The sequence below is a fragment of the Anabaena sp. CCY 9402-a genome (assembly GCF_963920945.1).
GTDB lineage: Bacteria > Cyanobacteriota > Cyanobacteriia > Cyanobacteriales > Nostocaceae > Trichormus > Trichormus minutissimus.
Window position 1 is genome coordinate 112418 of sequence record NZ_CAWUDL010000004.1, and the last position, 18836, is coordinate 131253.

The following is an 18836-nucleotide window of genomic DNA, read 5'->3' on the forward strand; positions in this document are numbered from 1 at the left end:
GTATTCTTTCTTTTTACTTTTGCATTAGTCATAACTCCTGGCTAATAACTGGCAGAACATTGTAACTACCAAAGATTTTGAGAACTTCTGTGTGGGTAGTTAGTTCTGCTAAAGCAGATTGCATCTGTGGAGTGTTGACAGCAGCTTCTAAATCAATAAAAAATAAATACTCTCCTAGCGATCGCTTCGTCGGACGAGATTCGATCCGACTCAGGTTAATTCCTATTTGAGCAAATACGTGTAGTGCTTTAACTAATGCTCCGGGGACATTAGCAGGTACACTAAAAGCTAAAGAAGTATGACTGGGAGTTTGTAAAGGTAGCTGCTGTGTAATCCCTGTTTCTGCCTGACTGATTACCCAAAAGCGTGTACAGTTTTCTGGATAATCGTTAATTTGATTAGCTAATATCGGCAAGTTATAAATTTGAGCCGCTCTATTAGAGGCGATTGCTGCGGCTGTGATATCCTGCTCTAAAGCTTGTAATGCTTCAGTTGTGGAATTGCTGGGAATCAACTTGACATTGCGAAGAAATTCCCCCAACCAATTTTGACACTGTGCTAATGCTTGGGGATGAGAATAAACAGTTTGAATTTCATCTAAACTAGTGGCGCAGGAAATCAACGCATGGGCAATAGGCATGACTAAAGCTGATTGAATTTGTAAACTGTCTAGCTGCCATAATGTATCCATTGTCATCGTGACGCTACCCTCAATAGAATTTTCTACCGGGACAACAGCCAACTGGGTTTGTCCTTGAGCAACGGCTTTTAACGACTGAGCAATACTAGGATAGGGACATAAGATAGTTTCAATATCTGAATTTTGTGTTAGCAATTCAACATAAAAAATAGTGGCTTGTTCTGCGTATGTTCCAGGAGGCCCTAAATGTGCGATCGATATAGCCATCTTTTTATTCGTTATCTATTCAATTTATAGACTATATCGTGAGTAACCTTTCTTTATTGATCAAGGATAGTGCTTTAATTTGATTTATTGGACTAAGTATCAGTCTTTTAGGTAGCGTAATTATACAATTTGTACCTGTACCACGGCGTAGGTGCTTGACCAACTTATGGAAATTGCTAGTCAAATGTAATCTAAATTAAAAAAAATAAACATAATAAATTAATCAATAATAGAAGTATCAAACCATTACTTCCCGTAACTCATGGCTACCAAGTTCAATGCCTCCCAATCGGTAGAAATTGCTGTACCGCAGCAGCCTATTCCTATTCAGCACTACTTGCGTCAGCCGCAACGTCTAGTTAATGCTTTGGTTGATCAAAGGCGCATTCAGCAACTTTCGGAGGAAGTCTTCCGCCTCAAAATGCGTCCTTTAACTTTTATGTCCCTGAGTATTCAACCTACTGTAGACATGAGAGTCTGGGCAGAGTCAAATGGGACAATTTATCTGCGATCGCTAGGCTGTGAAATTCTGGGTTTCGAGTATATTAATCAGCGTTTCTCTCTAAATTTACGCGGGTACTTGTCTCCATACCAACACAATGGTGACACTCGTCTAAGAGGTCAAGCAGATTTAGAAGTACAGGTGGATTTACCACCGCCTTTTTCCTTCACGCCCAAACCAATTTTAGAAACAACAGGGAATGGTTTACTCAAGAGTGTCTTGTTAACAGTTAAGCAGCGATTAACCCATCAACTGTTAGCAGATTATCGCCAATGGGTAATTTCACAAACTCACAATCAAAGTTTAAATAATGACGGTGCTAATTTGCCATTCCTGAATTTAGAGTAAGCCAGATGCGACAGAGGTGTCTGAGTTTGGATTTGTGTCCGAATTTTGGAGAGTGGGGATGGGGGTTTAAGGTTTTTAACCCCCATCCCCCTAAACCTCTATACCGCTAATCTGGCAAGGACGAAAAGACTTGCGGTGTAGGGGGGAAGAACCGTATTTTTGCAGTGCTAACAAATGTTTTTTACTACCATAACCCTTGTTATTCGCTAAGTCATACATGGGATATTTGGTTGCTAAACGCATGATCAAATCGTCACGCCAAACTTTAGCCACAATACTAGCAGCAGCAATGGCGAGCGATCGCTCATCTCCCTTGATGATGGTTTGTTGTGGCACAGGTAAGTCCTTAACCAACTGATTACCATCTATCAAGCAAAGCTCAGGCTGTACTTTTAGCTTGTGTACAGCCCGCCTCATAGCTAATAGAGTTGCTTGCAAAATATTCATTTGGTCAATTTCAGCCGTGGAAGCATAACCAATTTTCCAGTCTGTTGCTAGGCTATAAATTTGTTGCGCCAGCTTAACTCTGCGAACACTAGATAGTTTTTTACTATCTTTAATTTCAGCTGCTGTCAGTTCTGGCAAAGCAGAGGCTGGTAATATAACGGCTGCTGCCACGACAGGGCCGAACAAACAGCCCCGCCCAACTTCATCTACTCCTGCTATCAACCCCGGAATATTTGCAACCGTCGAAGAAAACTCTAGCCAATTAGTTTCCTTTAAAGGCGGAGGCGTTGGCGTAGCCTTTCCTAGAGATGGGCTACACCCCACCATAAGCGATGGCGTTCCGCCCACCGGAGGTGATCGCAGTACATTAGCACTTTGCTCCGTCTCTAACATACAGACACGTTAACTCTCTTCACTGTCGGAATCAAGCGCGGAAGAACGACGGCGACGGCGACGGTTGGGAGTAGTAGTTGCTTCACTCTCATCCATGCTAGCTCTATCTTCCATGCTAGCTCTATCTTCCATGCTAGCTTTATCTTCCATGCTAACTGCCGTTACTGTTGGCTCAGTTACTGTCACCGATAATGATTTGGGTTCTAATTTCAGTTTTGGTGGGCTAAATTCTGTAGTTATTGTTTCAACAACACTTGATCTAGAAGTTTCTTCAGGTGGTGCTGTCGATACTTGCCCTGGCTGAACAATATTAATAATTACAGATTTGGGACTTTTTACTTCCTGTTCTAATTTAATCAGAGGAGAAATCCCCATCAAAGCGAACATATCTTGTTCTGGTTGAGTCATTTCCACAGTCCGAATTTCCGGTGGTTCTACCACGGGTTTAATTGGTTCTGCTTTTGTGATTTTGGTGCGCTCTGCCCTTTCTACCCAACCAGATTTACCTAAATTCGGTGAGGGAATTTCTGGTGTTGTAACCAGTTCTACGTCGTTATCAAGGTCTAAGTCTGATTCATTAATATAGCCTATGGGATTGTGAGTAATTCGGCTTTCATCTTTGCCATTTGCTCCATTGATACCAATCCGGCTACGACGGGTGCGGGTACGACGCTTGTTCTGATCGTTGAGTTCTTGATAGCTGGGATGATTAATTAAATTTAAAGCTCCAGAGTCAGAATCTCCCTCGAATCCGTCACCAAATCCGTCGTAGGTTTCCCGCATATCTGTCACACGAGTGACGGGTAAACGAGGTTCTCTTTGAGGTTCTCTTTGAGTTTCTCTTTGAGGGAGAGATACAAACCGATCAGGTAATTCTACTGGGATAGGTAAGCGGCTTTCATTTTCTCCAGGTAGCCTGACCGTATGCCCTAAACCACCACAAGCGGAGCAAGTTTCACCAAACAATTCGTAAATATTTTGACCTTGACGTTTCCGGGTCAGTTCTACTAAACCTAGCTCGGTGAGTTGAGCAATCTGGGGACGAGCTTTGTCTGCTCTGAGGGCTTTGTTAAAGTGTTCTAAAACTTGCAATTGGTCGCGCCGTGATTCCATATCAATGAAGTCAACAACGATTACCCCAGCAATATTCCTTAAACGTAGTTGGCGGGCAATTTCTGTGGCTGCTTCGCAGTTTGTCCACAGAACGGTTTCTCTGGCTGTTGCCGATCGCGTGAAAGAACCAGAGTTAACATCTATTACAGTTAATGCTTCTGTTGGCTCAATAATTATATAGCCACCAGAAGGTAGGTCTACTCTTGGTTTGAGGGCTTCACGGATAGCGGCATTAATGCGGAAATACTCTAAAATTGGTGAGCGATCGCGATGGTGGTCAATCAATAATCCCTGCGGTGTTTGACCTCCACTCCAGTTCTGCAAATACTGCTTGACTCGCTTTAACCCAGTGCTGGAATCTACTACGATCCGGTTGACATCCCCACCGTACATATCCCGCAATACACGCTGGATAAAATCATCGTCTCTATTTAGAAGTGCTGGCGCACGGGTAGATTGAGCTTCTTGCTGAATGGCTTCCCACTGCTTTTGCAGCACTTCCAAATCTTCGATAATTGCTTCTTCTGGTTTTCCTTCTGCTTCTGTACGTACCAACAAACCCATACCTGCGGGTTTAATTAAAATTGCTAGCGCACGTAAGCGGTTACGCTCAGTTTCACTTTTAATCCGCCGTGATAGATTTACGCCTCTACCATAGGGCATCAATACGACATACCGGCCAGGTAAAGTGATATTACCTGTGAGCCTTGGCCCCTTTGTACCCGTTGGCTCTTTCATCACCTGCACCAAAACTTTTTGCTGTGGTGCTAATAGTTCTGTAATTGCAGCTGCTGTGCGCTTTAGCTTCAGTGGACCTAAATCAGTTACATGAATAAAACCGTTACGTTCTGGATCGCCGATATTGACAAAAGCCGCGTCAATTCCAGGTAATACGTTTTCTACTACGCCTAAGTAGATATCACCGATTTGATGATGCCCTGTGGCTACAACCAGCTCTTGTATTTGATCTTCCGAAAAAACGGCAGCAATCTGATGCTGCTCTGCGATAATAATTTGTTTTGGCATTCAATTTCCTCAAAAATCGGCAGCGCCAACGGACTTGGAGGTTTGTTATGCCTCTCGCCCCTGCCAGCCTCCAAAGACGCTGTTAGTAATAAAAATTGTGAAGCCGAGCTTCAAAATTAAAGAGCTATTGACTAAGGAATTGCGTTCACACGCCTGATTATTCCAGAACGGCTGCATACTGTTTAAGCAAATAAATCAACCATCTGTGGTTGATTTTTTATGCGATACCCTCACCCTCTAGAGATTAGGTATTCAGCAGTTGTTTTAAAAAGCATAGGTAGAGAAACTGACTTAGCCTGCTGTTAATTACTAGTTCACAAGGTAGCTACAGAGAGAGTGTTCTTTAATCCGCCTTAGTTTGTCGGGGATAAAACCCCAAAAGCTTCACTCTAATATCTTGCTCTTGCTCCCTGATTACCAGGGTAGTAGTGAACTAGTTCGTTCAATGCAGCGCCAGAAAAGTTCTCTTCATTCCATTCTAACGCAACCTTGCTAAAAATCAATTCCTATGATGTGCTGTTCAGGGCAACTACTAGCCAGATGCCCTGTAGAGATTATACTGCTAAAATTAGCTGATTGCGGTGGATCTGCCAGAGATGAAATTTTGTGCAGTCTGTTTTCAGTATGCCTACGTTCTCTGTGTTCTCAAATTCACCAGCCACTATCTCTAGCATAGACAGAATTTGTTCGGGACGCAACAACAACCCATCTTGGCGACAGCTACCCACATAACGCAGAACAGCTGTTGATTCGGTTTCGTTGTTTTTGGCTGATATTAATTCCAACTCAAACAATCGTGAGCGCAGATTTATGATCTGAGTCTTGCCTGATTTGGTGGTTTGCTCCCATAAAATTTCGTCTCGAATTTTAATTGCTTCTGTCCATCCTTGCCATTGTGCAGGTGTGACTTCGCTGGAGGCGGCTATGGTAATTAGATACTCTACCTGTTCCAACAATTTATTAGCTGCTGGAGCTTTTAAGTCTACCTGTTCCACACGATAAACGGGGATATCTGGGGGCAGTTCTTGAGCCAGTTTTTGATGAAATACGTCCACCTCTACAGATTCAGTTAACTCAAAATCCACAATCTCACCACTACTAGTAGCTCCTAAAGCTAAGGCACTGGCTACAGCAATCTTGGGGCTAGGATGAAAGCCGTTGGTATAAGCCACTGGTAAACTTGCCCGTCGCACCACACGGTCAAACAAGCGCATCACATCTAAGTGACTGAGCAACGCCATATCTCCTTGTTTACCAAACCAAACGCGTAATCTTTGAGTTTTAGTGATGTTAGGGACAAAATCACCAGCAAATTCGGGGATAATAGGTGGCTCAATGACAATATTATGACCAAAATCTGTGCCACATACCCCACAGTGAGAACAGCCTTCAAAAGAACAGTCTGGAACAACTGCCGCCTCTAGAGCGCGTTGTAAGTCCTCTATCAGCCATTTTTTGTCAATGCCGGTATCTATATGATCCCAGGGGAGGGTAGTAGAGAGTGCTGTTAGCGGTAGCGCGGCGTTTAGCCGGTGCTGAGTGCTGAGTGCTGTTAGCGGTAGCGGGGCGTTTAGCCCGTGCTGAGTGCTGAGTGCTGAATGGGAAAAAATAAATAATTCTCCCTGCTCCCCTGCTTCCCCTGCTCCCCTGCTCTCCTCCTGTGCAGCAAACAAATTCCATTCACCGTTTTCGACTAGGCGGTATTTCCAATCTAAATCAGCTTCTCTGATGGCATCTTCCCAAGCGGTAAAAGCTTTACTGAGGTTGTCATACCAAGAATCCATGCCTGCACCTAATTCCCAGGCTCGGCGGACTACTCTACCCAAACTGCGATCGCCTCGGCCAATAAAGTCTTCCATTGCCGAAATACGGACATCGGTAAAATTGACTTTTACTCCCCGGCTGCGGCGAAATGCTTGCCGCAGCAGGTCTTGTTTGCGCCGAAATTCACTAGTGGAAACTGAGTGCCACTGAAATGGTGTATGGGGTTTGGGTGTGAAATTGGAAATTGTCAGGTTGAAGTTGAGTGGTCTTCTACCTTTACCCCGACATTCCCTCTGCAACCAGCTAACTGTTTCCTCTATGCCTAAAACGTCGGTATCTGTCTCACCCGGTAAGCCGATCATGAAATACAACTTGATTTTATCCCAGCCTTGTTCCCAGGCAGTTTTGACACCTCGTAATAATTCTTCGTTAGTTAAACCCTTATTAACGATATCCCGCATCCTTTGCGTTCCGGCTTCGGGGGCAAAGGTTAGCCCACCTTGGCGTGTACCACCGAGGATATTAGCGATGTTTTCATCAAATCTATCTACGCGTTGGCTGGGAAGTGTCAGGGAAATATTTTCATTTCTTAACCGATTTTTAATTTCCATCCCTACAGCTGGTAGGGACAAATAATCAGAACAACTCAAAGATAAGAGCGAAAATTCATTATAACCAGTCGCTCTCATGCCCTTTTCAATGGCTTCGACTACTTGCTCTGGTTCTACATCCCTAGCTGGCCTGGTAAGCATCCCTGGTTGACAAAACCGACAGCCACGGGTGCAACCGCGTCGAATTTCAATGGTCAAGCGATCGTGTACTGTTTCTACGTAGGGAACTAGTCCAATGGAATAGGCGGGAATGGGGGTAGCGACTCGCCGCAAAATCCGTTGAGGAACATCTGGGCGTAGAGGTTTTACCGAACCATCTTTTGCTGGAGCATAAAACTGAGGTACATACACGCCTGGGATTTGTGCTAAGTCTAGTAGCAGATTTTCCCGACTTAATCCAGCTTGTTTGCCTTCTTCCAATACCAAGCCGACTTCTGGTAAAAGTTCTTCCCCATCTCCCAAGGCGAAAAAGTCAAAAAAGTCGGCGTAGGGTTCAGGATTTGATGTTGCTGTCTGTCCCCCGGCGAATATCAGAGGATAATTCCCCTGTAATCTTTCTTGCCATGTGAGGGGAATTCCCGCCAAGTCCAACATCTCTAGAATGTTGGTTGCTCCTAGTTCATAACTGAGACTAAAACCTAAAATATCAAATTCTTTTAGTTCTCGCTTCGATTCAACAGCAAACAAGGGAGTGTTTGTTGTTCTGAGTTTATCTGCTAAGTCTTTACCTGGTAGGTAAGCGCGATCGCATAACTGCCGAGGTTGGGCATTCAAGATATTATAAAGAATGATATGCCCTAAATTAGATGAGCCAACTTCGTATACTTCTGGGTAGGTTAATACCCACCGTATGACCGCCTTATCCCAAGGTTTGTGTATTGCCAGCCGTTCGTTACCTAAGTAACGGGCTGGTTTTAAGATATCCGATGTGATTAATTGTTCAAATGCAATAGCCACTATGCCAACTTTGAGCTACTTTCATTACAGCTACTTTCCTCCAACATTAGCATTGATTAGCTCTTTGAGTAGGTTTTCTGGTGGCAAGTTACAACTCTTTTACATTAAATTTGCTCAAAAGCATTGCGCCAATTTAAGTTCATTTGGTGCATTTGCTAACAATTATCCTTCAGATAGGTCAAAAACTTCATCAAGTTGGGTCAGTTCCAAAATCATCCTGATGGCTGGGGATACAGAATCAAGCTGGAAACCCTTGTTTAGACTCTGGGCTAATTTGAGTGCAGACACTAAGGACATTAGTCCAGAGCTATCAAAAGATTCTACTGCCGCTAAGTCTACTAACAAGCTAGAAACATCATCTTGAGCCAAAGTTGTGGATAAGTCGCGTTCAAATTCTAAGGCATTGGTCGCGTTCAGGTAGCCCTGAGGACGAATAACTGCAATTCTCGGACTCTTTAGTACTGCTTCCATATGGACATCCTAAGTAGAGTTATTAAACCATAAAGCTTAAATTTATTTGAACATAAACTGTTCGCTGGAACATCGACCAGATGTCTTAAATGTCTTTGCTAAATCTTTATTTTTTTTCCAGGTCTATTTAAAGATTGTCATAATTTCGAGGTGAAATGTATTCATGTATACTTTTTTTCTTGTGAGTTCAAAAAAAAATCAACATAGATAACCGCAAAGCAGAAAAAGGCCAAACCGTCATCCACAATTATGCTGAAAAGTCTGAGAAAACTATGAGATATAGCAGATTGAGTAAGTTTAACGCAATACCTGAGATGCAGTGACAGCTCATTCTATTTATGGAAATTGTTAAGTTTAATTAGGAACTATCTACTTAGTTTAATGGTGATATAAATCACTATAATAGTAGTATTTGGATCACATTTTATACTTAACTTCATCTTGGATAATTTAGTATCACCGTACAGTGGGTTCATGACCTATGAGAACTAAATACATAATTCGTCAGTTAGTTGAAAAAGCTCTTGATATTAAAAAGCTAACTCCAGAGATCGAAAATGAAATCAACTCAGAACTGACTGAACAGGGCTACATCTCTGATGTCGATTACGAAGCCCTAGAATTATTGATGGCAGAGATGGATGCTGGACGGATTCAGCTAGTTTCCAGTCTCGGATTTTAATAAATTAGTCAATTTAATATTTTTCTCTAGAAAAATTTAATTGTGACAATAATCTAGTAAAGACTGCTAGTGCTTTTGAGTGATGTTTACTATTTAATTACCTAGTGTGGCGTAAACTGTGCTAATGAGCCTCAACTTTTGCATTAGTAACAAGTCGCCATGCAGCCTGCTAAACGTTTAGAAAAAATTCCTCCTTATCTATTTGCTGAGATTAACCGTAAACGGGAAGAACTTGTCGCCCAGGGAGTTGACATTATTAATATGGCAGTGGGTGATCCTGATAAACCAACTCCTGCTCATATTCTCCAGGCTATGCACGCAGCAATTGATGACGCGAGTAATCATAACTATCCACCTTATCAGGGTACGCAAGCATTTCGGGAGGCAGCCGTTGAGTGGATGGAACGGCGATTTGGGGTAAAGGGATTAAACCCGAATACAGAGGTAATATCTTCCATCGGTTCAAAGGAAGCAATACATAATACTTTTTTAGCCTTTGTGGAAGCGGGAGACTATGTATTGATACCAGACCCTGGTTATCCCGTTTATCGAACTGCCACAATTTTTGCTGGAGGCGAGCCTTTTACAATGCCTCTGAAGGCAGATAATAAATTTTTACCTGATCTCAAGATAATTCCTGAAGAAGTAGCCCGGAAAGCAAAACTGTTGTGGATTAATTACCCCAATAATCCGACTGGGGCTTTAGCGACGCTAGAGTTTTTTGAGGAATTAGTGGCGTTTTGTCGGCAGTACGATATTTTACTGTGTCATGATCATGCCTATTCAGAAATGGCTTATGATGGCTACCAACCGCCGAGCGTGTTACAAGTTCCAGGGGCTAAGGATGTAGCGATTGAATTTCACAGTTTGTCTAAGTCTTATAATATGACAGGCTGGCGGATTGGGTTTGTAGTTGGTCATGCCGATGGGATTCAGGCTTTGAGCCAAGTTAAAACCAACGTAGATTCAGGAGTTTTTAAAGCCATTCAACAAGCTGCGATCGCAGCTTACAAAACAGACCAAGCTGAACTACAAAGCTTGATGTCAGTGTACCAAAACCGCCGCGACATAGTTGTGAAAGGACTGCAATCTCTAGGCTGGCCCATTGCGCCACCAAAAGCTACACTTTATGTCTGGGTTTCCGTCCCTCCAGGATATTCCTCAACCGAATTTGCTAACCTCCTGCTGGATAAATGCGCCATCCTAGTTCCCCCAGGTAATGGCTACGGTGCATCAGGGGAAGGTTATATCAGAATTGCTCTGACTATCCCTGATGAAAGATTGCAAGCAGCAATTCAACGAATGCAGGATGCTGGGATTCGCTATGCTTAGGGACTGTGGGCAAATTAATTCAAAATTCAAAATTGAATAACTTCTGAGGACTAGGGACAATTTTCTCACCACTCACTACTCAGCACTCAGCACTCAGCACTCAGCACTTCCCACTCCCTGCTGATAAGCTTGCCAGAGTTGGTGGATAAACTGATGGAGTTGCTGTTTAGCTAGTTTGTCTAGTTCAGATTTTGGTTCTTTCGCCAAAAGTTGACTTAAAAAAGTAATAACTTCTGTATCTAGGGCTGGTCTAAACAACTCACCGGGCCACAACAGGTCAGAACCATCTCGGAGGTCAGTAATTACGGGCATTTCTGGGGTATGAGTGACTAGTAGCAATGGGCGCACCCAGCATAATTGACGGGAAACCACAACTTGAATTACTTCTGCATACAGATTCCTGTCGCTATGCTCTAAAGACACAATTTGTCCTGGTTGAAAGTCGAGACTTCTGTCCATAATTACCTAGGTAGGGCAGTCGCACACACGGGGTTTCCTCTACCTTTATTTTAAGAGTGGGAGGGAGCGTTGCTGTGAAGCTATCTTGCCAGTATCCCAACTCAAAAGCAGCAAAATTTTTTTCTGACATGAAGTTTTAGTGAAAATGCTATAACATAGGTGAATAACTGTTAAGCGATCGCTAGTACAGAACCTCTGTTGTAGTAAATAAGAAATCAAAGAGCAAAAGTTGTGTCAGTCGAAACCATTGAGAAGCGTTCCACATCCCGCAAGCTTGCGCCTCGGTATCGCGTTTTGCTCCATAATGACGACTACAACTCTATGGAGTATGTCGTACAAGTGCTACTAACCACAGTGCCAAGCCTTACTCAGCCCCAAGCTGTTAGCATCATGATGGAAGCCCATGCAAATGGGCTGGCTTTAGTTATTACCTGCGCTCAGGAACACGCAGAGTTTTATTGTGAAACTCTCAAGAGTCATGGTCTTAGCAGCACAATAGAACCAGAGGAATAATTCGTAATTAAGCATTAAGATTGCGAACTTGGAATGAATAAATATTCTGTCATTAGTCATAATCTTGATTACTGACTTTTGGCTCACCTGAAATGAAAACCAAAATCCTGAATCTAGCTCAACGCCCTGCCCCTATTCGGCTGGGTTATTTTATTTTGGCATTATTATTGCTGTGGTTGCCCATAGCTGCACCAATTTATTTACTAGTGGATGATTCTAATTTAGTAAGTATATTGACAATGGTATTGTTATATGCAGAGTTTATTTTTCTGCTGAGATTATGGGGTCAAAAAGTCTACCAACAGCCACAAATACTGAGAATTTATGGTTTGAAATTTACGTGGCGCAATGGGATAGAACTGCTGTGTGGCTTAGTCTTAGGTATCATTAATATTTTTGTTTTATTTGGGATACAAGGTTTTTTGGGTTGGCTAGTGTGGCAAAAACCAACAATTTTGTTACTAAAGATAATTTTAGAAGGTTTGATTGTTGGTTTAGGTGTAGGGTTTGCAGAAGAATTGTTATTTCGTGGCTGGTTTTTAGACGAATTGGAAAGAGATTATAGTCAGCCTGTAGCATTATGGATAGATGCACTAGCTTTCGCTGCTTTACACTTTGTCAAGCCACTTGCAGCAATTATTCACACATTGCCACAGTTTCCAGCTTTAGTATTACTGGGGTTAACGCAGGTATGGGGAAAGCGTTGGCGGCGGGGACGATTGGGCTTACCAATAGGTTTACATGGTGGTTTGGTTTGGGGTTACTACATTATTAATGTCGGGGGATTAATTCAATATTCTGGTCGAGTTCCTGATTGGATAACTGGGGTAAATAATAATCCCTTACAAGGATTAATGGGGGTTGTTTTTATGTGTATATTGGCGTTGTGGATGCGGGGGCGGAGTGTTAAAGGTTAATTATGATTAAATATAGTGTCATTTTACTAATATTTATATTTTCTTTGTTTGTAACATCTCCTGCTTGGGCTATGGTATGCCGCAATTATGAAGGACATCAGATTTGCATTCTGAGTATTCAACGTAGGGCGAAAAAATATTGGGAATATCAAGCAGCTGTGAGTGTTGATGGAGTTAAAACACCTGTGGAAATTTACAATTGTCGGGGTAAGTTTAAATTGACAAAAGATAGAACTGTAATTCAATTCACTCAGAATAGTCCGGGTGAGATAATTTGTAGTTTTTTTAATAAATAGCCATCTAGGATTCAAGCTAACACCACCAGAAAACTCAGGTTTCTTTTCTAGATTACGATGAATTTTTGGTTTAACCTGCGGAATTGTGTTTTTTGAAGTTGTAGAGCAACCTTGTAAGCAATCAAGGTTAGATAATGAAACTAAGTTTATTTGGTGCGATCGCTCTTTCAGTCACAGCCGCTTTGATGAGTATGAATAAACCAGCTAATGCTGCACCTAGCACTTATCAGCAAACTTGCAATAATATTGGCATTTCTGGAAATCGACTATCAGCTAATTGCCGAAAAATTAATGGTACATTCAACAGAACCTCAATTACTTTACGAGGAATTGAAAATATTGATGGCACTCTGAGAGTAACTAATCCTAATCAAGTAAGTAATTATCAGCAAAGTTGCGATCGCATCAGTGTCCGAGGAAATGTATTGCAAGCTGTTTGTAGAACAAGAGATGGTAGACTCAATCGTACTTCCATCGTTTTAAATAATATTGAAAATATTGATGGTGTTCTGAAATACAAAGGCGAATCTCAAGTTAGCAGTTATCAGCAAACTTGTAATAACATTGGCATTTCCGGAAATTTACTATCAGCTAATTGCCGAAAAATTAATGGTACATTCAACAGAACCTCAATTACTTTACAAGGAATTGAAAATATTGATGGTACTCTGAGAGTAACTAATTCTAATCAAGTGAGCAATTATCAACAAAGTTGCGATCGCATCAGTGTCCGAGGAAATTTATTGCAAGCTGTTTGTAGAACAAGAGATGGTAGACTCAACCGCACCTCTATCACCTTGAAAGGTATTGAAAATATTAATGGCGTTCTCAAATATACAAGCACACCCTAATTATTGGCATTAATTGACAAGTCCATATGGTGGGTTTTTTGTTCCACAGTAGAGAGATAATTGATTCTCTCTCTGCTGTGTTAAGAAACTTTTTCTAGCACTGTACCTACTACACAGGCTTTTTCTAAATTAACACCATTCAAATTTGCCCCTATTAACTCAGCACACAATAAGTTAGCACCTGTCAACTTCGCCCCCGCCAAATTCGCCCCACGTAAGTCAGCTTCTTCTAAATTTGCTTCACTTAACAACGCTCCTTCCAAATCAGTACGACTTAAGTCCGCACCTTTGAGATTTGCACCTGTAAGGTTAGCACCACGCAAATCAGCACCACGTAAGTCAACGCCTTGCAAGTTAACATTCATCAAATTCGCGCCACTTAAAAAAGCACCAGCCAATGACACGTCGCTAAGTCTCGCGCCCATCAAGCTAGCACCCCGCAAGTTGCTACCCCGTAGGTCTGCACCTGTTAAATCTGCTTGCATGAGGTTAGCTCCCATGAGGTTAGCCCGCAAGTCGGTTGCTTGGAGGTTAGCCCCCATCAAATTTGCACCTTCTAAATGCCCACCTTCGAGCTTAGAACCTGCGAAATTAGCCCCAACAAGGGTAGCACCTGCCAGATTGACGTGGCTTAAATCCAGTTGAGAGAGTTCCTCATCTTCTAAATTTACCCCTGGGAGTTGTTTGAGTTTTCCTTGTCTAATCGCTTCAATATTCATCGGGGGTAACTACCAATTTCCTCACTAGTCTTGCTCTGGCTATCCCATCGGGAATCAATCAGCCACATTCCTGTACTAACTTTAGATGTCATTAGGGGTAAGTCGAGTCCCTGTTGTAAACCCATAACTAACAAAGTTAGGGCATCTAATAGTTTAGGGTCAAAGCGATCGCTTTGTTGTCTGCATTCTACCAAGGCTTGAGCAAATATCTCTTCCCGATTCTGTTGGGAGGATTGCAGTTGATTGACTCGCCACTGAAAGTCTGCAACCAATGCCAAAATTCTCGACTCTAGGGGAATTGCATCACCGGCTAACCCGGCTGGTTCTCCTGTCCCATCCCAGTATTCGGTCTGGTGAGTGATAATTTGCGCTACTGCCCGTAATCTTGACATTTTTCGTAATACTTGCGCTCCTGGAATCAGAGGACAACTCAAAGCACAACTGGGGGCTATTTCTTGGGGTTGTGTGGATGTAGCAGGAGTCAGAACGCTTTGTGCTGTGCGGAGTGGATCTATGCGGTGTAATAACGCTGCTAGTTTTAATCTCTTGATTTGCCATGCAGGTAAATCTAAAAGTTGCCCCATTGTTTCGGCGATCGCAGCGACTTCTGCGGCGGCCATAGGGTTGTTAATATCAGCCAGATCCATCAGTTGCGCCATCCGCAAAAATGCCTGTACTTCGTTAGAAAGCAAGTTGCTATCTAGGGCTTTTTGATGCTGTGATGTAGGAATGGATAACTGTTCTTGTCCTGTTTGGAGGTAATCAACAACGCGAGAGACAACAGTTAACAGGTTGTCTGAGGTGATGACAGCAGGCGGAATTGCCTGTTCATAACTCAAGAGTTTTTGTGCTAATTCTGGGTTGTATTTTTGAATGTGAGCGATCGCTAATTCTGCTGTTTCTCTCACCAAGGTCGGCTCAAATGTCCACAAACCATAGAACTTACGCTCTAAATCTGAAGTTGGTATTCCCTCTGAACCATAATCAGCAGGTGATAGTTCTTGACAAAGTACCATCGCTGTGTATTTAGGTGACAGGATAATTAAGTGCCATTCCTGAGCTACCGAATCAGCTGCATCTAATGCAACCAAGTCCACATTTGACAGTTGGCTCGTGGGATGTTCAGCAAAGCCGGTATCTGGTGAAGCCATGATCACAATTTGGTGACTGTGGTTGGCAATGTCTGCATATCTTTCTGCCTCTTGTAAATACCACTTACCCCGTTGAAAGGCAGTAATTACCAAGGGTTTACTTTCATCAGATAAGATATGGTCTTCTAAGGCATGACACAAAGCAACCAGCGTATTTTTGTAATACACCCCGAAGTGAATAGGCCTGGTAGTCTGGCGATGGGCTGTTTCCAGCAGTTGCAGAATTGAACCTTCTAACATAGGATTTGGAGACAAGAACGGCAGAGGGAGGAAGGGCGGGATAAGGGAGACAAGGGTGAATTACTTTTGACTCACTACTCAGCACTCAGCACCGGCTAAACGCCGCGCTACCGCTAACAGCACTCAGCACTCAGCACTCAGCACTCAGCACTCAGCACTCACTACTCCCTACTCCCTACAATACACTGGCTAACTGTTTCTCTTTATTTTCAATTGGTGCAGAAAGTGCCTCTTCTAAATCGGCACAACCCAACTTTGCTTCTAAGATTTTCATCACTTCCCTACCGAAATCATTGGGATTTTGTCGCCAGGCTTGCAAGCAAACCTCACCAAAGAATGAACCAAGGGGTTCAGGATTCCAAAGGAGTTTTTTGGCTGTCCACGGCATCAAACTCATCGGATCATACCCTGGTTTGAGAATCCCTTCTTTGAAGGCATATTCTTCTAAGTGGGTATGAGGTTGTAAGCCAATAAAAAAGATAGCTGGTTCGACTTTATCCGCACCGAAAATCTTTTCTAGTTCGCGGTGGTAAGCAATTGTTTGGCGAATGGTTTCGGGACGTTCGTCAATCACATTAAAGGAGTAGTTGACGGATACTAAATCGTTGAAGCCAGCTGCTTTTAAGTCGCGGCAGTTTTGCAGAACGGTTCGCAAATTGTACCCCATTCGCATTTTCCGCACGAGTTCTTGAGAACCACTAGTGATGCCGATTTCAAAGTAATTCATCCCTGTCTTTGCCATCAAATCGCACAACTCTGGTGTGAGGTTGTCGGCTCTGATGTATGCTGCCCAATGAATATCTGTCATGCCAGAATCTACGATTTTCTGCAAAAGTTCTACAGCATCGTCGATAAATTTCCGTGCAGGAATAAATTGGGCATCAGTAAACCAGAAATTGCGAATGCCACGATTATATAGTTGGCGCATTTCTGCGACTACTTCATCTGCTGGATTAATTCGTACCTGTTTCCCTTCAACAACGGTGTAGACACAGTAACAGCAGTTGTGGGGGCAACCTCGTTTAGTTTGTACACCAATGTAAAAGTCTTCTTCTTGCAGGTAATAGTTAAACTCTGGCCAAATAGTTTCTATATAGTCGTAGTTACACGCGGTTTTTTCTAGGGGGGTAGGTTGTTCGTGAATTAGTCTTTGCCGTGGTTGTGTTTCTCCTACTACATAGCAGCGTTCATCCCGGAACTCTCGGCCATGTAGGAACTTTTCTAGCAAGGTTTCCCCTTCACCCACAGAAATAATTGTTCCTGGGGGTAAGCTTTTACCCAACTGTTCGTAAAATACGCTAACTGCACCACCGCCTACAACTGCACGGGCTTCTTGGTGATACTGTTTGGCTCGTTTTAAACCACGTTTAATTAATCCCAGATTGCGCCACAACTCTACATAATAAGCAATGAAGATTCGTAAACCACCCAAAGCCCCACGCAATTTAATGAAGGGATTTGTCGCGTAGTAGAATTCAAAGGCATTTTGTAGCGGGTTGCCACCACGTCCGCCGACTGGAGCATAAATTTGGATATCCCGCCAAGAAAATACTAGTAGTGTGGGCTGGAATTCGTCAATACAACGATCTAAGGCTGACGCATAGTCTAAAGGTGGAACAGTTCCCAAATCAAAAATGCGTTGTTCGATGTTGGGAAAAACCTTGTGGACATGATCACTCAGATAAACAACCCCTATGGGGAAGATAGGGTTACAAGGAAGGCGAACGTAAAGAATTCGATTTTCCATCATCTTGCTGTTTTTTGGGAAAAGTCCAAGAAAGTATCAATTTCTAATGTGCTGGTTGGATTAGCACTTTATTGGCAATCATACTTGACATCGCAGCAGATTCTTGATATGTAGATTTGCTTAATATCGAGGAGTATGAGTAAGGTTTTATGAAGAAAATTTTCATATATCTTTACCATAACATTGAGTTTATAAGAAAGTAGCTGCAAAACCTTGTGATTTGAGCAATGAGAATAAAAACTACGCCGTAGTACCGCAAGGCGGAAGTCAAAATTCAAAATTCAAAATTCAAAATTCAAAATGAAGACAGCGTAAGGGTTTTGTTGATTTAGAACGGGTGGGGATAAGCTTTTTTTGTAGTAAGAACTTTAGCCCTTAGAAAAATCAGGACTAAAGTCCTCTCTACGAACCGTCAAAACTAACTTGATAGACCACTAGGCTTGAGCTACGGAGAGTGTCCATCATTAAGCGATGATCCCTGCGGCTATTTCCTACGATAGATAAAGCCATAAAATATTCACAACGGAAGAAATTAAAGTAATTTTAATGATTAACTATGGTAAATATCTATGATATTTGGCGCAATAAGTTAATTAATCTAGTGAAAAATCCCCAAAAATTCTTGCATAGTGTAAAATTATCTAGAATAAAAAAGTTTTATTAAAAATTCATAACTTGAACATACCTTTAGATAGAAATAACGTAGAAAATTTCAGTTGGTAGTCGGAGTTACAACATAGAGGGATCAGCAAGTGTTAATTTTGCTGGTGTAATGTAAAATTGTGGCGTAAAGCTCCTCGGCAGTTATGGCTCAAATATTAGATCCTCTACCACCTGAGCAATTGGAAAAAGTTCTCTGCTGCTACGTTAATGCCACGAGCAAAATCCAGGTGGCTCGCATCTCCAACATTCCAAATTGGTATTTTGAAAGGGTGGTTTTTCCTGGACAACGTCTCATGTTTGAAGCTCCACTAGAGGCTCACATGGAGATTCATACAGGGATGATGGCAAGTGCGATTTTGTCAGATACAATTCCGTGCGATCGCCTTATGATTAGCGAGCCTAGCAGTAGCGAATTGGATACAAACTCAGTCGGTGCAGACCCTATTAGTACAAAAGCAATTGTTCAGCCAAATAATACAAAATCTAGTGATACAACAAAACCTTTAACAGTTGCTAGTTAAGCATCAATGGATTAAAAAAATAATTTTAAAATCTCTGAGGGTTGCTGAAGTCAGCAGCCTTTTTTATTTTTAGTTAATGGGGATTGGGTATTGGGTATGAGTTACTCTCTAGCTTGTCCCCTGTCCCCTGTCCCCTGTCCCCTGTTCCCTGTCCCCTGTCCCCTGTCCCCTGTCCCCTGTCCCCTGTCCCCTGTCCCCTGTCCCCT

General features: G+C 42.4%; 16 protein-coding genes. 7 read left to right on the plus strand and 9 right to left on the minus strand.

Features of this window, described 5'->3' with window-relative positions:
* Positions 1 to 28: 28 nt before the first annotated feature.
* Positions 29 to 907, minus strand: a complete 879-nt coding sequence (gene pheA, locus ACM0OR_RS03085) for a prephenate dehydratase (RefSeq protein WP_414574950.1) — start codon at positions 905 to 907, stop codon at positions 29 to 31.
* Between the two features lie 262 nt (positions 908 to 1169).
* Here pheA and ACM0OR_RS03090 point away from each other — a divergent pair, with 262 nt between their 5' ends.
* Positions 1170 to 1757, plus strand: a complete 588-nt coding sequence (locus ACM0OR_RS03090) for a DUF1997 domain-containing protein (RefSeq protein ID WP_323267163.1) — start codon at positions 1170 to 1172, stop codon at positions 1755 to 1757.
* A 90-nt stretch (positions 1758 to 1847) separates the two neighbouring features.
* Here the strand turns inward: ACM0OR_RS03090 and ACM0OR_RS03095 are convergent, their stop codons facing one another.
* From ACM0OR_RS03095 to ACM0OR_RS03110, 4 genes are all read right to left on the minus strand, one after another.
* On the minus strand, positions 1848 to 2531 hold the full coding sequence (locus ACM0OR_RS03095) for a ribonuclease HII (RefSeq protein ID WP_414574960.1): 684 nt from the start codon (positions 2529 to 2531) through the stop codon (positions 1848 to 1850).
* Between the two features lie 75 nt (positions 2532 to 2606).
* Positions 2607 to 4736, minus strand: a complete 2130-nt coding sequence (locus ACM0OR_RS03100) for an Rne/Rng family ribonuclease (RefSeq protein ID WP_414574951.1) — start codon at positions 4734 to 4736, stop codon at positions 2607 to 2609.
* Between the two features lie 554 nt (positions 4737 to 5290).
* Positions 5291 to 8068 (minus strand): TIGR03960 family B12-binding radical SAM protein, encoded by a 2778-nt coding sequence (locus ACM0OR_RS03105; protein WP_414574952.1) that lies wholly within the window; start codon positions 8066 to 8068, stop codon positions 5291 to 5293.
* 162 nt (positions 8069 to 8230) lie between these two features.
* Positions 8231 to 8539, minus strand: coding sequence for an STAS domain-containing protein (locus ACM0OR_RS03110; protein ID WP_323267166.1), 309 nt, complete (start codon positions 8537 to 8539; stop codon positions 8231 to 8233).
* 481 nt (positions 8540 to 9020) lie between these two features.
* On the opposite strand from ACM0OR_RS03110, the gene ACM0OR_RS03115 reads away from it, so the two are divergent.
* Both ACM0OR_RS03115 and ACM0OR_RS03120 read left to right on the plus strand, forming a co-directional pair.
* The gene (locus tag ACM0OR_RS03115; RefSeq protein ID WP_190701988.1) at positions 9021 to 9221 is read left to right on the plus strand and encodes a hypothetical protein; all 201 of its coding nucleotides are present in this window, start codon (positions 9021 to 9023) and stop codon (positions 9219 to 9221) included.
* Between the two features lie 159 nt (positions 9222 to 9380).
* A complete protein-coding gene (locus ACM0OR_RS03120) occupies positions 9381 to 10553 on the plus strand; it encodes a pyridoxal phosphate-dependent aminotransferase (protein WP_414574953.1) in 1173 nt (390 codons plus the stop codon).
* A gap of 93 nt (positions 10554 to 10646) precedes the next feature.
* On the opposite strand, the gene ACM0OR_RS03125 is transcribed toward ACM0OR_RS03120, so the two are convergent.
* Positions 10647 to 11012 carry a hypothetical protein gene (locus ACM0OR_RS03125; RefSeq protein WP_323267168.1) on the minus strand — a complete coding sequence of 122 codons (366 nt, stop codon included), beginning with the start codon at positions 11010 to 11012 and terminating at the stop codon, positions 10647 to 10649.
* A 231-nt stretch (positions 11013 to 11243) separates the two neighbouring features.
* On the opposite strand from ACM0OR_RS03125, the gene clpS reads away from it, so the two are divergent.
* The 3 genes from clpS to ACM0OR_RS03140 all read left to right on the plus strand — a co-directional run bounded on the left by clpS (position 11244) and on the right by ACM0OR_RS03140 (position 13589).
* The gene (gene clpS, locus ACM0OR_RS03130; RefSeq protein ID WP_190701977.1) at positions 11244 to 11525 is read left to right on the plus strand and encodes an ATP-dependent Clp protease adapter ClpS; all 282 of its coding nucleotides are present in this window, start codon (positions 11244 to 11246) and stop codon (positions 11523 to 11525) included.
* 92 nt (positions 11526 to 11617) lie between these two features.
* Positions 11618 to 12442 carry a type II CAAX endopeptidase family protein gene (locus ACM0OR_RS03135; RefSeq protein WP_323267169.1) on the plus strand — a complete coding sequence of 275 codons (825 nt, stop codon included), beginning with the start codon at positions 11618 to 11620 and terminating at the stop codon, positions 12440 to 12442.
* A gap of 430 nt (positions 12443 to 12872) precedes the next feature.
* Positions 12873 to 13589: a CVNH domain-containing protein gene (locus ACM0OR_RS03140; protein ID WP_414574954.1), complete on the plus strand. Its 717-nt coding sequence runs from the start codon at positions 12873 to 12875 to the stop codon at positions 13587 to 13589.
* An 80-nt stretch (positions 13590 to 13669) separates the two neighbouring features.
* Here the strand turns inward: ACM0OR_RS03140 and ACM0OR_RS03145 are convergent, their stop codons facing one another.
* From ACM0OR_RS03145 to ACM0OR_RS03155, 3 genes are all read right to left on the minus strand, one after another.
* The gene (locus tag ACM0OR_RS03145) at positions 13670 to 14308 is read right to left on the minus strand and encodes a pentapeptide repeat-containing protein (protein WP_414574955.1); all 639 of its coding nucleotides are present in this window, start codon (positions 14306 to 14308) and stop codon (positions 13670 to 13672) included.
* Complete coding sequence (locus ACM0OR_RS03150; protein ID WP_414574956.1) at positions 14305 to 15699, minus strand: DICT sensory domain-containing protein; 1395 nt, start codon at positions 15697 to 15699, stop codon at positions 14305 to 14307. The genes ACM0OR_RS03145 and ACM0OR_RS03150 overlap by 4 nt, the downstream gene beginning before the upstream one ends.
* A gap of 175 nt (positions 15700 to 15874) precedes the next feature.
* Positions 15875 to 17449, minus strand: coding sequence for a photosystem II high light acclimation radical SAM protein (locus ACM0OR_RS03155; RefSeq protein WP_190701961.1), 1575 nt, complete (start codon positions 17447 to 17449; stop codon positions 15875 to 15877).
* An 803-nt stretch (positions 17450 to 18252) separates the two neighbouring features.
* On the opposite strand from ACM0OR_RS03155, the gene ACM0OR_RS03160 reads away from it, so the two are divergent.
* Positions 18253 to 18630 (plus strand): DUF1830 domain-containing protein, encoded by a 378-nt coding sequence (locus tag ACM0OR_RS03160; protein ID WP_190701959.1) that lies wholly within the window; start codon positions 18253 to 18255, stop codon positions 18628 to 18630.
* The last annotated feature ends 206 nt before the right edge of the window (positions 18631 to 18836 follow it).

Coding starts and splice junctions, on each gene's coding strand:
- pheA (WP_414574950.1), bottom strand. CDS start 907: ATGGCTATATCGATCGCACATTTAGGGCCTCCTGGAACATACGCAGAA.
- ACM0OR_RS03090 (WP_323267163.1), top strand. CDS start 1,170: ATGGCTACCAAGTTCAATGCCTCCCAATCGGTAGAAATTGCTGTACCG.
- ACM0OR_RS03095 (WP_414574960.1), bottom strand. CDS start 2,531: ATGGTGGGGTGTAGCCCATCTCTAGGAAAGGCTACGCCAACGCCTCCG.
- ACM0OR_RS03100 (WP_414574951.1), bottom strand. CDS start 4,736: ATGCCAAAACAAATTATTATCGCAGAGCAGCATCAGATTGCTGCCGTT.
- ACM0OR_RS03110 (WP_323267166.1), bottom strand. CDS start 8,539: ATGGAAGCAGTACTAAAGAGTCCGAGAATTGCAGTTATTCGTCCTCAG.
- ACM0OR_RS03115 (WP_190701988.1), top strand. CDS start 9,021: ATGAGAACTAAATACATAATTCGTCAGTTAGTTGAAAAAGCTCTTGAT.
- ACM0OR_RS03120 (WP_414574953.1), top strand. CDS start 9,381: ATGCAGCCTGCTAAACGTTTAGAAAAAATTCCTCCTTATCTATTTGCT.
- ACM0OR_RS03125 (WP_323267168.1), bottom strand. CDS start 11,012: ATGGACAGAAGTCTCGACTTTCAACCAGGACAAATTGTGTCTTTAGAG.
- ACM0OR_RS03135 (WP_323267169.1), top strand. CDS start 11,618: ATGAAAACCAAAATCCTGAATCTAGCTCAACGCCCTGCCCCTATTCGG.
- ACM0OR_RS03140 (WP_414574954.1), top strand. CDS start 12,873: ATGAAACTAAGTTTATTTGGTGCGATCGCTCTTTCAGTCACAGCCGCT.
- ACM0OR_RS03145 (WP_414574955.1), bottom strand. CDS start 14,308: ATGAATATTGAAGCGATTAGACAAGGAAAACTCAAACAACTCCCAGGG.
- ACM0OR_RS03150 (WP_414574956.1), bottom strand. CDS start 15,699: ATGTTAGAAGGTTCAATTCTGCAACTGCTGGAAACAGCCCATCGCCAG.
- ACM0OR_RS03155 (WP_190701961.1), bottom strand. CDS start 17,449: ATGATGGAAAATCGAATTCTTTACGTTCGCCTTCCTTGTAACCCTATC.
- ACM0OR_RS03160 (WP_190701959.1), top strand. CDS start 18,253: ATGGCTCAAATATTAGATCCTCTACCACCTGAGCAATTGGAAAAAGTT.